10 protein-coding genes and 1 pseudogene are annotated in these 14,118 nt (G+C 71.7%); 7 read left to right on the top strand and 4 right to left on the bottom strand.

Going from position 1 to position 14,118, the window contains the following annotated elements:
• The first annotated feature begins 10 nt into the window (after positions 1–10).
• Genes Ahu01nite_RS00115 through Ahu01nite_RS00100 form a run of 4 tightly spaced genes read left to right on the top strand, consistent with a single transcriptional unit; the run spans position 11 to position 4,235 of the window.
• Positions 11–205: a hypothetical protein gene (locus Ahu01nite_RS00115; protein WP_203834243.1), complete on the top strand. Its 195-nt coding sequence runs from the start codon at positions 11–13 to the stop codon at positions 203–205.
• A complete protein-coding gene (locus Ahu01nite_RS00110; protein ID WP_239158513.1) occupies positions 172–2,916 on the top strand; it encodes an ATP-binding protein in 2,745 nt (914 codons plus the stop codon). Before Ahu01nite_RS00115 ends, Ahu01nite_RS00110 begins: the two co-directional genes overlap by 34 nt.
• Before the next feature lie 59 nt (positions 2,917–2,975).
• A complete protein-coding gene (locus tag Ahu01nite_RS00105; protein ID WP_203834242.1) occupies positions 2,976–3,782 on the top strand; it encodes a hypothetical protein in 807 nt (268 codons plus the stop codon).
• A 9-nt stretch (positions 3,783–3,791) separates the two neighbouring features.
• A complete protein-coding gene (locus tag Ahu01nite_RS00100) occupies positions 3,792–4,235 on the top strand; it encodes a hypothetical protein (protein WP_203834241.1) in 444 nt (147 codons plus the stop codon).
• Here Ahu01nite_RS00100 and Ahu01nite_RS00095 read toward each other — a convergent pair.
• Genes Ahu01nite_RS00095 through Ahu01nite_RS00085 form a run of 3 tightly spaced genes read right to left on the bottom strand, consistent with a single transcriptional unit; the run spans position 4,196 to position 7,360 of the window.
• Positions 4,196–4,927, bottom strand: coding sequence for a tyrosine-protein phosphatase (locus Ahu01nite_RS00095; RefSeq protein ID WP_203834240.1), 732 nt, complete (start codon positions 4,925–4,927; stop codon positions 4,196–4,198). The two genes, Ahu01nite_RS00100 and Ahu01nite_RS00095, sit on opposite strands and share 40 nt — an antisense overlap.
• Before the next feature lie 14 nt (positions 4,928–4,941).
• Positions 4,942–5,850, bottom strand: coding sequence for an NADP-dependent oxidoreductase (locus Ahu01nite_RS00090; RefSeq protein ID WP_203834239.1), 909 nt, complete (start codon positions 5,848–5,850; stop codon positions 4,942–4,944).
• 28 nt (positions 5,851–5,878) lie between these two features.
• Positions 5,879–7,360 (bottom strand): MFS transporter, encoded by a 1,482-nt coding sequence (locus Ahu01nite_RS00085; protein WP_203834238.1) that lies wholly within the window; start codon positions 7,358–7,360, stop codon positions 5,879–5,881.
• Positions 7,361–7,535: 175 nt separating this feature from the next.
• Between Ahu01nite_RS00085 and Ahu01nite_RS00080 the strand changes: the two genes are divergently transcribed.
• Together Ahu01nite_RS00080 and Ahu01nite_RS00075 are read left to right on the top strand one after the other, a co-directional pair.
• Entirely contained in the window at positions 7,536–10,721 is a 3,186-nt protein-coding gene (locus Ahu01nite_RS00080) for an AfsR/SARP family transcriptional regulator (RefSeq protein ID WP_203834237.1), read from the top strand.
• 4 nt (positions 10,722–10,725) lie between these two features.
• Complete coding sequence (locus Ahu01nite_RS00075) at positions 10,726–11,112, top strand: hypothetical protein (RefSeq protein WP_203834236.1); 387 nt, start codon at positions 10,726–10,728, stop codon at positions 11,110–11,112.
• On the opposite strand, the pseudogene Ahu01nite_RS00070 reads toward Ahu01nite_RS00075, so the two are convergent.
• A pseudogene (locus Ahu01nite_RS00070) lies at positions 11,075–11,413 on the bottom strand (barstar family protein); the annotation flags it as partial. The gene Ahu01nite_RS00075 and the pseudogene Ahu01nite_RS00070 sit on opposite strands and share 38 nt — an antisense overlap.
• Before the next feature lie 134 nt (positions 11,414–11,547).
• Between Ahu01nite_RS00070 and Ahu01nite_RS00065 the strand changes: the two are divergent.
• Complete coding sequence (locus Ahu01nite_RS00065; RefSeq protein WP_307794502.1) at positions 11,548–14,103, top strand: helix-turn-helix transcriptional regulator; 2,556 nt, start codon at positions 11,548–11,550, stop codon at positions 14,101–14,103.
• Positions 14,104–14,118: the final 15 nt, after the last annotated feature.

Below are 14,118 nucleotides of genomic sequence, written 5' to 3'. Positions count from 1 at the left end.
GGGAGACACAATGTTGCTTCACCCGGACATGATGCTGGCGCTGGCGAACGAGCACCACCGCGCGCTGATCGCCGAGGCCGACCAGCGCAGGCTGCTGAACCTGGCCCGGCGGGTGCGCCGGGCCGGGAAAGACCCGGCCGTTCGTAAGCAGCGCGCCGGTACCCTGGCGCCGTGCGAAACATCCGCGGCGGTGCCAGTCCGATGATGATCGGCCGCGAGAGCGAGCTGCGCCGGCTGACGCAGCTCGCCGCGTCGCGGGAGCCCGCGGTGGCGATCATCGCGGGGGAGCCGGGGATCGGGAAGACGCGGCTGGTGCAGGAGCTGCTGGCGGGGCTGCCGGCCGAGACGGTGGTGCTGGTCGGACGGGCGGAGCCCGGGTCGCTTTCCCGGCCGTACGAGGTTCTGCTCGACGCCGTCGACAGTCATCCGGAGGTCGACGAGGAGCAGCTGGCGGCGCTCGCGGACCCGCAGCGCAGCCCGGTCGAGCGGTTGCACACCGGGCTCGCGATCCTGACCGGGCTGGTCGGCGATTCCCCGGCGGTGATCGTCTTCGAGGATCTGCACTGGGTCGACTCGGAGAGCGCGGCGCTGTTCGAGCGGATCGCTGACCGCCGGGGGCCGCGGCTGCTCGTCGGGACGTACCGATCGGATGAGGTTTCCCGGCGCCGTCCGGTGGCCGGGCTGCTCGCCCAGATGGAGCGGCGCCATGCCGTCACCCACGTGCGGCTGGACCGGCTCACCCCGTCGCAGACCGCGGCCATGCTGGCGGCCGCGACCGGCGGTCCGGCATCGTTACGTGCGGCGACCGCGCTGCACCACCGCACCGGCGGCAACCCCTTCTTCCTGGAGGAACTGCTACGGGCCCTTCCGGGGTACGACGTGGAGGCGCTGGTCGAGCAGCCGTTGCCGTGGAGCCTCGCCGACGTGCTGCGCCGGCAGGTCGACGATCTCGACCCGGTCAGCCACCGCATCGTCGAGGCGGCGGCCGTGCTCGGCCATCGCATCCCGTTCGACCTGCTGGCCGAGGTGACCGGTGCGGGCGAGGACGAGCTGATCGCGGTGCTGCGCGACCTGGTGACCCGGGGTGTGCTGCTCGAGTCCGGTGAGGACGAATTCGCGTTCCGGCACGCGCTGGTGCGCGAGGCGATCGCCGACCAGATGCTCGGCCGCCAGCGCCGCCGGCTGCACGAGACCGCGCTCGACGTACTGCTGAAAAAAGACTCCGACCCCGCGATGGTCGCGCATCACGCCCGAGGCGCCGGACGGTACGACGACCTTGTCGACGCCGCGCGCCGGGGTGCCGTGCTCTACCTGTCGATCGGCTCCGCGTACCAGGCCCTGCAGCTCGCCGAGATGGGCCTCGACGAGCAACCCGACGACCCGGGCCTGCTGGCCTCCGCGGCCCGCGCGGCGTGGCTGGCCGGGCTGCTGGACGACGCGCTGCGCTACGGCCGGCGCTGGCGTGACCTCGCCGGCACCACGACCGACCGGGCCGAGTCGCTGTACCTGCTGGTCCGCATCGCCTGGGAGTCGCGGGAGACCGGCGAGATGCAGACCCTGACGCAGGAGATCGAGACGCTGATCGCGCAGCTCCCGCCCGGTGCCGAGCAGGCCCGCGCGATGACCGCCATCGCCCAGTCGGCCTACTTCCGCGACGAACCCGAGGCGTCGGTGCTCTGGTCCGACCGGGCGTTGGTGCTGGCCGAGCAGTTCAACCTGCCGGCCGTACGCCTGGCAGCGCTGGTCGAGAAGGGTTCCGCACTCATCGAGCGGCCGAACACCGCCGCCACGGGACGCACAATCCTGGCCGGTCTCGTCGACGAGGCGGAGAAGGCGGGGGAGTGGGTGCTGGCCGCCCGCGCCCTCAACGTCCTCGTGCACGGCGAGCCCCCGACCTCGCAGGCCGAGCACGCCGAAACCCTGGAACGGATGCGCGTCGACGCCGAACGCGCCGGCTTCGAATCGCTCTCCGTGGCAACGTACTTCCAGGGCCGCGCCCGGCTCGCCATGTGGGCCGGCGACCTGCGCGCCGCGATCGCCGCCCTGGAGGAGGGCCGCGAGCAGGACCGCAGCTACCGGCGCCGCGGTCGCTGGGCCGACTACCACGGCTTCTTCCTGGCCGGGCTCTACCTGGAGGCCGGCGAGCTGGACCGCGTCGAACAGGTCATCGCCGACCTCGCGACGCTGCCCAGCAACCCGCCGAGCGCGATCCCCGGCCTCACGTTCCACCTCGCCTGCCGCCGCGGCGACCTCCCGCTCGCCGAGACGATCCTGGACGAGTTCCTCACCGCCCTGCAGGAGCAGACCTGGCGCGCCGGCGACCACGCCCACGACCTGATCTCCGCCGCCCTCGAGGCCGGCCTGCCCGCACACCGCCTCGACCAGATGGCCGCCGCGCTGCTCGACCCCCACACGTGGGACGCCTACCGGACGCTGGTCGATGCCCAGCTCGCGTCGGCGCACGGCCGTCACGCCGAAGCGCTGACCGGGTACCTGTCCATCGTGGACGCCCACACCCTCGGCCCGGCGACGCGCGGCACGGCCCGGGTCGGCGCCGCCCACTGCCTGCTCGCCGCCGACCGGCGCGACGAAGCAGCAGCCCAGGCGGAAGCGGCCGGCTTACTCCTGGCCGAATGGCGAGGCTGGCGGGTGGCGCAACTCGACCACGTACGCGCCAGGCTGGGCATGGCTCCTGCCGACGCCGAACCCGCGGTCACCGGCCTGGCCGCGCTGACACCGCGCGAGCGCGAGGTAGCCGTACTGATCAGCGACGGCCTCACCAACACGGACCTGGCCCGCCGCCTCTACATCTCCCCCAAAACCGCCGCGGTCCACGTCTCCAACATCCTCCGCAAGCTCGGCGTCTCATCGAGGACCGAAGTGGGCGACGCCGTCGGCCGGCACGGCGTCCTTTGAAGCCCGGCGCCGGCAGGTGATGGCGCATTCGGTGGTGGTTCTGTTTTAGGCTCGGTGCTGTGACCGCGTCGCTCATCTTCGGAGTTTTCCCGCTGGGGATCGCTGGTGGACCGGACGGAATCGTCGCGGGACCGCCGGATGACTTCGAGGCAATCGGGCGTATGGTCCGCGAGGTGCAAGGAGAAGGCCATCCCTTGCTTCCCCGGGTGTACGTTCTCTGGTCCGGCGCTGATTCCACCGCGGCGGTGCACGCGCAGATCGCGAACCTCGTCGCGGGCGGGACCCCGTGGGATCTGGTGCTCTGCTATCGCGATCCCGCCGGGGACGTGGCGGCATGGGTGGCGTTCGTCGCCCAGGTCGTCCAACGGCACGGAAGGCGACTGTCAGCGGTGCAGGTCACCGGTGAACCCAATCTGACCTGGACCGGTGTGCGGGAGTCCGGTGGTTCATCATTCGCGGCGGCGCTGGACTACGCGGGGATCGACATCTACCCCGATGTGTTCGGCCCCCGGGTGAGCCTCGACGCGCTGCCGGGCACCGTGGAGCGACTGTTGCGCGATTTCCGGGAACAAGCCCTGGCGACAGCGGGAATTCCGGCCGCTGTGCCGATCCGGATCTGTGAGAACGGATGGCCGACCGGCCCGGATCGGCCTGAGGACCAACAGGCAGAGGTACTGGAAACCATCATCCGAACGGTGCACAGGCTGCGGGCGGAGTTGAACGTGACCCACTGGCAATTGTTCACCCTGCGCGACGCGGACAGCTCGAAGGACGACCTTTTCCACCGGTTCGGCGTGCTGCGCAGCGACTATTCGCCGAAGCCCGCGTTCCACAGCCTCCGCCGTCTGATCGCGGAGCTCGGCTAAGTTGCTGGCATGAGTCTTCTTGATGATGTGGCTGTACGGGACGGATGGCGGTGCTGGGTCTGTGACGAGCCCGTTGACGCGGACATGTCGGTGAATGATCCGCGGGGGCCGAGCGTTGACAGCCGTACCGCGGACAAGAAGGCCAAGATTCCTGAGCGGCTCGCTCATCGGGCGTGCAACACGCGCAAGGGCGCGGTCAAAGTGGTGATCGCCTGGCCGGATCGGTTGAACGTCGTGGAGCCGGCGCCGCTGATCACCGTTGCCGATCGACTCGAGCGTAAGGGCGGGCGGGAGCTGGTCGCCCGGTGCCCGAGCAAGAAGGACGCGCAGGAGGCCGCGGATTGGCTGGTCGACCGGTTCTCGCGGCTGGCGCCGGGGCTCCCGGTGACCGCAACCGTCGAACCGGGCGGTGGTCAGTTCCTCGTCGCCCTGGCCTCGGGCCGTAAACGCTGAGCAAGAAGCCGGCCGCGTACGGCCCGCAAGGTCTCGTCGGTGAGGCCCGCTTCCCGCAGGAGTTTCTCTATGTCGAGGGTGGCGAGAAGCTCCTGCAGGACGGCGGTGATGGTGGTGCCGCGGGTGGCGAGGCGGGCGGCGATCGGGGCGTCGTCGAAATGGCGGCGGAGGCGTTCCTCGCTCAGCTCGTAGTCGGCGGCGATGGACTGTGGGTCGACGCCGGCGAGGGCGAGGAGAAGAAGCGCGACCAGGCCCGTACGGTCACGGCCGATTCCGCAATGGATGACCACCCCGCCTGGCTCGGCCTGGGCGACCGCGGTGAGGGCCGCGGCGCAGCGTTCCGCCTTGTGCGTGAGGAACGGCCGGTAGTAGAGCGGGGTGCCGTCGATGTCGTCGTCGATGCAGCGGTACCAGAAGCCGGTGTCCGCGTTGTCGTCGAGCGGGACGTGAACGACCGTGATGTCCGCCGGACGGTCGACGGTCACCGCGCGTTCGTCGTCCTCGCGCAGGTCGACCACGGTCCGGATGCCGTGGGCGTGCAGCGCGGCCCAGCCCTGCGGCGTGAGCCGGTCGAGGCTGTCCGCGCGCACCACCGCGCCCCAGCGGGTGACGCCTCCGCCGACGGTCGGCAGGTTGCCGAGGTCGCGGATGTTGAGGCACCCTGCCCAGTCGAGATGCCGTTCGCCCGTCACCCGGCGAAGTCTATCTATGGGATCAGCACCAGTCTGCCTCGTACGCGGCCGTTCTCGCTGATGCGGTGTGCTGCGGCGATCTCGGCGAGCGGGAAGGTCCGGTCGACCGGGAGCCAGAACCCGCCGGCTTCGATCAGCTTCCCGATGGTCGCCAGGGAGTGGAAGGCGTGACCGTCGGTGAAGCCGTTGCTGAAGTGCACGCCGTGTTCCTTGGCGCCCTCGAAGTCGGCGAGGGTGACCACGTTCTGAGGGCCGCCGGCGAGATCGATGAGCTGGGGCAAGATGCCATTTCCCGCGATGTCGAGTGCGGCGTCGACGCCACCGGGGGCCAGGGCGCGGACCCGCTCGGTCATGCCTTCGCCGTACGTGACGGGGTCGGCGCCGAGCAGGCTCAGGTAGTTCTGGTTGGCGGCGCTGGCGGCCCCGATCACGCGGGCGCCGCGGGCTACGGCTAGCTGGACCGCTGTGCTGCCGATTCCGCCGGAGGCGCCGTTGATCAGCAGGGTACGGCCGCCGGCGACGGCGAGCTGGTCGAGTGCCCGGGTCGCCGTCTCGAGCGCGATGGGCAGCCCTGCGGCGTCGACGAACCCGAGCGACACCGGGATGATCGCGCGATAGGTGAGCAGCGCCAGTTCGGCTGCGCCGGCGCCGTCGTCGGAGATGCCGAACACGCGGTCGCCGAGGGCCACATCGGTGACGCCTTCGCCGAGTTCGTCGACGACTCCGGCGACATCCCGGCCGGTCGTCTGCGGGAGCTGCGCGCCGAAGCTCAGCTCGCCTTTGCGGATCTTCCATTCAGTCGCGTTGATGCCGGCGGCGTGCACGCGGATGCGGACCTGGCCGGGACCCGGGTGGGGGTCGGGGAGATCGACGATCCGCAGGACCTCGGGGCCCCCGTACTGACTGAACTGTGCTGCCTTCATGACGGTCCTCCTGATTGCTGGCGTGTTGCTACATATGGGCGACGGGTGCGGCGTCCGGATCGCTCGGCAGCGGCCCGGAGCGGAGCAGCAGGCCGCTGATGACGGCGCCGGCGACGAAGAAGCCGGCGACCCAGGCGAAGGTGGTGGTGTAGCTGTGGATCGTCGCGGCGGCCAGGGCTTCCGGTCCGGGCGTCCTGCCGGACAGATAGCCGGTGAGCGCCGAGGTGGCGATCGTGCTGAGCACCGCGGTGCCGACGGATCCGCCGACCTGCTGTGCGGTGTTGACCAGGGCCGAGGCGACGCCCGCGTCGTCGGCGTGCACCCCGGAGGTACCGGCGGTCATCGACGGGGCCATCGCCATGCCGATGCCCAGCCCCATGACCAGCAGCGGGCCGAGGACGCTGCCGGCGTAGGTGGAGGTCGCCCCGAGCCGGGTCAGCCAAAGCATGCCGGCCGCGCCGACCAGGAAACCGGCCGGCACCAGCACCCGGATCCCGATGCGGGGCAACAGGCCGCTGGCGGCACCGGCGGCGACGACGAGCGCGCCGATCATCGGCAGGAACGCGATCCCGGACCGGATCGGGGAGAAGCCGAGGTTCTGCTGCAGGAAATAGGTCAGGAACAGAAACACGGCGAACGAGCCGATGCCGAACAACAGCAGGCTGATCAGCGCGCCGCCGCGGGTGCGGTCGGTCAGCACCCGCGGCGGGATGAGCGGGTGCGCGACCCGAGTCTGGAGGGCGGCGAACGCTGCAAGCAGGACGGCTGCGGCGGTCAGCCAGCCCCAGACGGCGACCTCGCCCCAGGCGTGGCTCCCGGCGTTGGCGAAACCGAAGACGAGGGCGAACAGGCCGGCTGACACGGTGATGGCACCGGGCACGTCGAGGCGAGGGCGAGCGCCGTCCTGGCGCTGCGGACGCAGCCACAAGGTGCTACCGGCGACGGCGAGCACGGCGAAGATGATGTTGACGTACATGCACCAGCGCCAGTCGAGATATTCGGTGAGCACCCCGCCCAGCAGCAGGCCCAGCGCCCCGCCCGCGCCCGAGACCGCGCCATAGATGCCGAACGCCTTGGCGCGTTCGACCGCGTCGGTGAACGTGGTGGTCAGCAGGGACAGCACCGCGGGGGCGAGCAACGCACCCAGCAGGCCCTGGGCGGTGCGGGCCGTGACCAGCAGCCCGAAGTTCTGTGCGGCGCCGCCCACCGCGGAGGCCGCGGCGAAGCCGATCAGGCCGATCAGCAGGGCGTTCTTGCGGCCGATGAGGTCGCCGACGCGGCCGCCGAGCGGCAGCAGCGCGCCGAACGCGAGGGCGTAGGCGGTGACGATCCACTGCCGGTCGCCGTTGGAGAACCCCAGGTCACCCTGCGCCGAGGGCAGGGCGATGTTGACGATGGTGGAGTCCAGCACGACCATCAGCTGGGAGAGACCGAGCACGGCGAGAATCAGCCATCGCCGGGCATGATTCGAAGATGGTGCGGTGACAGTGCTGGTCACTGGAGTGGTCATGACGTCCGGCTTCCGTGGTGTGCTGCAGTGCGGGCAGGTGGCGGATCGGTGTGGCAGGCAAAGGCTGACCCGGCCCGCGCACACCGGGCGCACACCGGGCGCACACCGCACGCACACGCCGATAGACAACGGATGTATGAGGCCCTGGCGCCCCGGCCCTGAGACGATCGGGGACATGGAAAGGGATGCGGGATTTCACGTCACGCTGCTGGACGCGTTCGAGGCGACCTACGGCGACGTTCCCCTGTCCGTGGCCGGTGCGCGGTTGCAGGGCCTGCTCGTCCGGCTCGCTCTGGCCGGTGGGCGCGCGGTCGAGCCCACCGTGCTGATCGACGCGATCTGGGGTGCTGACCTTCCTGCCAACCCGGGCCGCGCGCTGCAGGCACTCGTCACGCGGCTTCGGCAGGCCGCCCGGTCGGCCGTGGCGGTTGTGCAGGCCCCGGGCGGCTACCGGCTGCGGGTGCAAGCGGCAGACGTGGACGCGCTTCGGTTCGAGCAGCTTGCCGCCGCCGGCCGGGACAGCCTGCGGGCCGGCGATCCGGGCACCGCGGCTGCCGTGCTGCACGAAGCCGTGGCGCTGTGGGGAGCCGCCCTGGGCGCCGAGCCCGGGGTGGTCGCCGCGGTGGCGCCCGCCGCAGCGACCCGCTTGGCCACCCTCTCCGCCGAGGCCGTCGTTGATCTCGCCGACGCCGAGCTGGCCCTGGGCGACGCCGGCTCGGCTGCCGCTCACCTGAGCGCCCTGCTCAGTGAGCACCCCGTTCACGAGCGGGCGGCCGCGCTGCTCATGGACGCGCTGACCGCCACCGGCCGCCAAGCCGACGCCCTGGGCAGCTACGAGCAGATCCGCGAGGCCCTGGCCGACACGCTGGGCGCCGACCCCGGCGACGCCCTGCGCGAGCGTCACCTGCGCCTGCTGCGCCCCGGGCACCACATGGCGGCCCAGAAAAGTGGTGGGGACGACCACGTCACACCGGGAAACCTGCCCTCGCCGGTGACCAGCTTCATCGGCCGCGGCGATGACCTCGCCCGCATCGGCACCCTGCTCGCCGCCGGGAGACTGGTCACCGTGCTCGGTCCCGGCGGCGCCGGGAAAACCCGCCTGGCGATCGAAGCCGCACGCCGGCACCCCCACGAGTTCGGCGACGGCACCTGGCTGATCGACCTGGCCGTCATCGTCGAGCCCGCCAAGATCGGCGCGGCGGTGCTGGCCACGATCGGGATGCGTGACGGCGCGACGTTCCGGGCCGTGGGTGACGACCTCGACGTGCTCGTCGAGCGGTTCGCCGATCGGGAGAGCCTGCTGCTGATCGACAACTGTGAACACCTGATCGACGCCGTGGCCCATCTGGTCGCGGCACTGCTGTCACGCTGCCCCGGGCTCCGCGTGCTCGCCACCAGCCGCGAACCCCTGGCCATCGACGGCGAGGCGCTGGTCCCGCTCGGCCCGCTCACGCTGCCGGAGCCGGATGCGGATCTCGAGCACGTCCGCCGGGCGGCTTCAGTGCGGCTGTTCACCGAGCGGGCAGCCGCCGTGCGGCCCGGCTTCGCCGTCGACGAGAGCACCCTCGGCGACGTGGTGCACATCGTGGCCGAGCTCGACGGCATGCCGCTCGCACTGGAGCTGGCGGCGGCCCGGTTGCGGACGCTGTCGCTGCCCGAGCTGGCCGACGGGCTCTCGGACCGGTTCCAGGTCCTCACCGGCGGAAACCGTGTCGCGCTGCCCCGGCACCGGACGTTACGGGCGGTCATCGCGTGGAGCTGGGAGCTGCTCAGCGACCGCGAGCGTGCCGTCGCGGAACGCATAGCCGTCCTGCCCGGAGGTGTCACACCGGCCTCGGCCGCCGCCGTCTGCAGCGGAACCGCCGTGTCAGCCGGCGAGATCCCCGAGCTGCTCGCCGCCCTGGTCGACCGGTCTCTGCTCCAGCTCGCCCCCACCCCCGGCCGCTACCGCATGCTGGAGACGCTGCGCCAGTGGGGCACCGACCGTCTGGAGGAAAAGGGAGAGCTCGGCACCGTACGCGGCTTGGCCGCAAGATACTTCGCGGAGCTCATCGCCGTCCACGATCCTCAGTTGCGCGGGCCCGGGCAGCGGCAAGCCATGCAGCTCATCAACGCCGAGTACAGCAACACGCTCGCCGGTCTGCGTCACCTCTGCGACACCGGCGACGCCACCCGCGCTGTCGGCCTGGCCCTGCACCTGACCTGGTACTGGCAGATGTTCGGCCAGCACCCCGACGCGGGCTACTGGCTGGGACAGGCACTCGCGGTCCCCGGTGAGCCGACACCCGAACGTGACTGTGTCCTCGCGATCCAGTCGCTCAACGGGCCCGGCACCGCCGCCGGGACGATCAGCGGCGAGACCGCCGATGAGCTGGCCGGGCGGCTACTGGCACACACCCGGCTGCCGAGCCCGTGGGGCCTGGTCACCGCGCTGGTGCAGCCGGAGCCGGTCACGCTCACCATCATCGAGTCCGTTGCCGGCGGCGACGACGGGTGGCAGGCCGGCCTGGCCCACATGTTCCGCGCGCAGATCGCCGAGAACGCCGGCGACCTCGACCGGATGCGCACCGGTGTGGAAGCCGCCCTGGTCGGCTTCCGGCAGGCCGGGGACGACTGGGGCCAGGCAGCCGTGCTGTCCATGCGCGCCCAGCTTCGGCAGTACGGCGGCGACCTCGACGGCGCGCTGGACGACCTGCGCCAGGCCCGATCGTTGACGGCGGGGTTCGGCGGTCTCGGCCTCAGCGATCAGATGAGCGACCTGCACCGGATCGACCTGCACCTGCGGCGCGGAGAAACGGGCCCGGCCGTCGCCCTGATGCAAGTGGTCCGCCGGCGATCGGGTCGCACGTCGGCGCCGCTGTCGTCCACGATGATCGACGTCCGCGAGGCCGGCTTCCGGGTGCGCCTCGGCGAGCTGGACCAGGCACGCGAGCTGCTCGACAACGCCGAACGCCACCTGCACGGCGACATGACCTCGCCCGGTGGTCACATGCGGACGCTGGCCGGCATCGTGCGGGCGGAGCTCTGCCTGGAACAGGGTGCCCTGGCAGGTGCACAGGAGGCACTGGCGAAGGCGTATGCGGAGGCGCTGGAGATCCGGGACCTGCCGCTGCTCTCCGCGGTGGCGGTGAACGCCGCCGCGATCGGCGAGGCAAGCGGCCGGCACTACGACGCCGCCGTCCTGCTGGGCACGGCTGCGCGGCTGCGGGGTGCTCACGACCGTACCGATCGGCAGGTTCTCGGACTCACCCGCCGAGGGCAGGCGTCGCTGGGAGAGCAGACCTTTGCCGAGGCGTACGCGAAGGGCTGGGAATCCGGCGAGGCCTCTTTAGCCGTTCTTAAGCGCGGTCGGGTGCAGTGATGACATGAGAATTCGAGCTGTTGTGGTGGGTGTGGCCGCGGTGGCGGCGCTGGCGTTGACCGGCTGCGGCACGGACGCCGGTGGCGGTGGGGGCGCGGCGGCGGGAGACAAGGCCGCGGTGGCCAAGGGCGACGGCGTCGACGTGGCGAACGCGCCCATTTCGGCTGACGAGCTGTGCGCGTACCTCAAGAAGGAACTTCCCGGGGTCAAGAAGCAGGGTTCGGAGATCGGGGCGATGGCGCAGCTGACCATGGGCATTGCCGGCCTCTACGGCGACCACCTGGATCAGCTGGACGGCGACGTGCTCGACGCGCAGGCGGTGAAGACCTGCCCGGAGACCCGCGATGAGCTGGTCAAGGCAGCGGGGGTGGAGAGTCTCGGCGACCTCTGAGCGGACGGCGGTTGGCGTTGAGCAGTTCCGCGTCGTTCCACATGACCGGTGTGGCGCCGACGGGGGTGAAGGTGATGCCGGGGTCGTCGGATTGGACCAGGCACATCATGCGACGGCCGATGAGGCCGGCATGCCGTGCCTGGCCGGCGAATTTGTCGTATCCGATGATGACCAGAGCGAGGCCGGTGGCCTCCGCGGAAACGCCGTAGTCCCCGGAACCGACGTCGCTGAGGCAGTCGTTGAAAGCGTCCAGGTTCTGCCCGTAGTACGAAGGGAAGCTCAGCGCGGTTGCTATGTCACGTTCGTGACCAGGCGGTAGTCCGCCGGATGCGTGAGCTCGGCGTCGGGGTCGAACGAGGCCATGCGGTGACGGTAACCGCTCGATCCCGGCGGGCGTGACCTAATCCGGCGTGCACGAGGGCAGTCGGATGGCTCATGCACGGTGGGCGGTCTTGTTACGAGACTATCTGGATGACAAGGGGGCGGTCGGCGGAGGTTGCGCAGGCATTGGGGGTTCTTCGGCGGGCGGTGCGGAGCCGGCGTGGGGGGTTGGTGACCGTCGTGGGGCCGGCGGGGATCGGGAAGAGTGCGTTTGCCAGGGCGGTGGGGGAGGCGGGGCGGTCGTTGGGGTTCCGGGTCGGGCAGAGTCAGTCCGGGCCGGAGGCGCATGCCGTTGCGGGTGGGGCGTTGCTGACCGCGTTGCGTTCCGGGCCGGTGCCGTTGCTCGGGGCGGATGATTTCGCTCAGCTCGCGCCGCTGCATGACCGTCCCGTGTGGATGGTCGATCTGATCGCGGAGCAGCTCGTTCGGGTGGCCACCGGGGTGCCGTTGCTGGTGACGATCGATGACGCCGATGCTGCCGACGCGCTGAGCCGGTTCGCGCTGAAGGTGTTGCCGGCGCGGCTGGGGGCTGTCCCGATCGTGTGGTTGCTGACCAGCGGGACCCTGTCGACCGAGGTCGTCGACGAGATCGCCGGGGCGGCGGGGCAGGCGACGCGGATCACGCTCGGGCGGCTGGACGTCGACGCGGGTGATCATGCGATCGTGCGGCGGCGGCTTGCGGTGCTCTCGCCGGCCGCCGGCGACCTGGTCCGGCTAGCGGCGGTCTGGGGGCGGCCGTTGCCGATGGCGGATGCGGCGACGCTGCTGGACAGCCCGGGTCGCGGCTGGCTGGCGGAGGCCGCACGGGAGGCCTGCGCCGGCGGGGTCCTGCTGCGCGACGGGGAAACGCTTGCAGTGCAAGCCAGAGACTCCGTGTACGCGCAGATCGCGCCGGACGTCCGCCGATCGTGGCACGAACGCTGCGGGAACCTGCTCCTCGACCGCCCCGGCGCGGAGCAGGCGGCGGCCGGGCACCTCCGAGCGGCCGGAGACCGGAAGAGTGCACGTCGCGTGGTGCGCGCGGCGGGCGTACGAGCAAATGCCGGTCTTGCTCTCTGTGCCTGGGAGTTGGTGGCAGACCTGCCTGAGCCGCCGCGGGATGTGGTGGAGAAGGCGATCGAGGTGCTGGTCGCCACGGAACGGCACACCGACGTCGTGGCGATCGCCGACGCGATGGGCCCGGGCGAGCCGCACTGGCAGCTGATCGCCGTGCGGGCCCTGGTCGCATCGGGACTGTACGACGAAGCCGCCCGCCGCCTCGACCCGCTGCCGCCCGACGCGAACGAGGCTCTCCGGGCAGCGATCGCCGCCGGAGGTGGTCCGCGGTCGACACTCGACGAGATCAAGATCGAGGACGGCGAGGACATCGTCACCCGCAGACTCGCCGCGCGTACCCGGGCGATGGTCGCGCGCCGGATGTCGCGGTTCGGCGACGCGTGGCACGCCGTGGCCGACGTGCCGGTGGCGCCGACGCCGGTGTCGACCGCCGAGCGGGTGCGCGCCCTGCAGGACATCGACCGCTTCGACGAGGCGGCGGCCCTGCTCGAAGCGGTCGGCGCGGGCGCAACGGTGACCGCCGACCTCGCGCATCTCGGCCCCTCGGTGCTGCCGACCGGCGACCTCGCGCATCTCGGCCCCTCGGTGCTGCCGACCGGCGACCTCGCGCATCTCGGTCCCTCGGTGCTGCTGGCCGCCGCCCGCCAGGAGCTTGACCTCGGCCGCCTCACCGCCGCCGCCGCACGAGCGCAGGAACTCGCCGCCCACGCCCGCGAGACACGGGTGCCGGTGCACCGGGTCGCGGCCGACGCCGTCCTCGCCGAGGTGGCGCTGCACCGCGGCGACCCGCTCGACCTCGCCGCCGCGGACCTGCCGACCTCGCCGGTGGTCGAGTGGTCCAGCGGGCTGCGCATCCTGCACGCCGCGGCGATCGAGGACGGTGACGCCGCCGTACGCCTGATCATGCCGACGGTGACCGCGTTCCGGGCCGGGTACTGCTCCTCGCAGTGGTCCCCGGCGTGGACGCGCATCCTGCTCGCCGTGGTGCTGCGTTCGGGGCACCGGCCGTCGGCGCTGCACGTCGTCGAGGACGCGGAGCACGTGGCCCGGCACAACGACCGGGTGGCGTCCTGGGTCGGCACGGCGAAACACGCGGCCGCCGTACTCTCCGGCGACGCCGCGATGCTCGGGGAAGCGGTCGAGATCCTGCGTACGGGCCCGCGACCGCTGCTGCTGGCCCGCGCCCTCGTCGACCACGCGGCCCTCGTCGCCTCCCAGGATGCCATCGTGCTGCTCGAGGAGGCGGCGGAGATCTACACCCGGTGCGGCGCCGGATCCGACGCCAAGGCCGTGTCGAAGGCACTGCAGAAGCTCGGGGTACGCCGCCGCCGCGACGCCCCGGCAGGGAACCGCCCGGTCGCCGGCTGGTGGTCGCTGACCGACAGCGAACAGCTGGTCGCCCAGCTGATCGGCGCCGGCCACACGAACCGCTCGGCCGCGGCGGAGCTCGGCGTCTCCCCGAACACGGTCGCCACCCACCTGCGCTCAGTCTTCGCCAAACTCGCCGTCCGCTCCCGGGTCCAGCTCGCCAACGTCCTGCGCGATCGGGTGTAGGTGCTCAGGGTGGGG

The organism is Winogradskya humida (assembly GCF_016862215.1).
In the GTDB taxonomy this organism is placed as follows: domain Bacteria; phylum Actinomycetota; class Actinomycetes; order Mycobacteriales; family Micromonosporaceae; genus Actinoplanes; species Actinoplanes humidus.
Note: the sequence above shows the minus strand (reverse complement) of the source record. Positions and strands in the feature narration are given on the sequence as shown.

Bases quoted from the DNA above. Each gene is read 5' to 3' on its own strand.
- Ahu01nite_RS00090 (WP_203834239.1), bottom strand. From the start codon at position 5,850: ATGAAGGCAGCACAGTTCAGTCAGTACGGGGGCCCCGAGGTCCTGCGG.
- Ahu01nite_RS00085 (WP_203834238.1), bottom strand. From the start codon at position 7,360: ATGACCACTCCAGTGACCAGCACTGTCACCGCACCATCTTCGAATCAT.
- Ahu01nite_RS00080 (WP_203834237.1), top strand. From the start codon at position 7,536: ATGGAAAGGGATGCGGGATTTCACGTCACGCTGCTGGACGCGTTCGAG.
- Ahu01nite_RS00100 (WP_203834241.1), top strand. From the start codon at position 3,792: ATGAGTCTTCTTGATGATGTGGCTGTACGGGACGGATGGCGGTGCTGG.
- Ahu01nite_RS00075 (WP_203834236.1), top strand. From the start codon at position 10,726: ATGAGAATTCGAGCTGTTGTGGTGGGTGTGGCCGCGGTGGCGGCGCTG.
- Ahu01nite_RS00115 (WP_203834243.1), top strand. From the start codon at position 11: ATGTTGCTTCACCCGGACATGATGCTGGCGCTGGCGAACGAGCACCAC.
- Ahu01nite_RS00065 (WP_307794502.1), top strand. From the start codon at position 11,548: ATGCACGGTGGGCGGTCTTGTTACGAGACTATCTGGATGACAAGGGGG.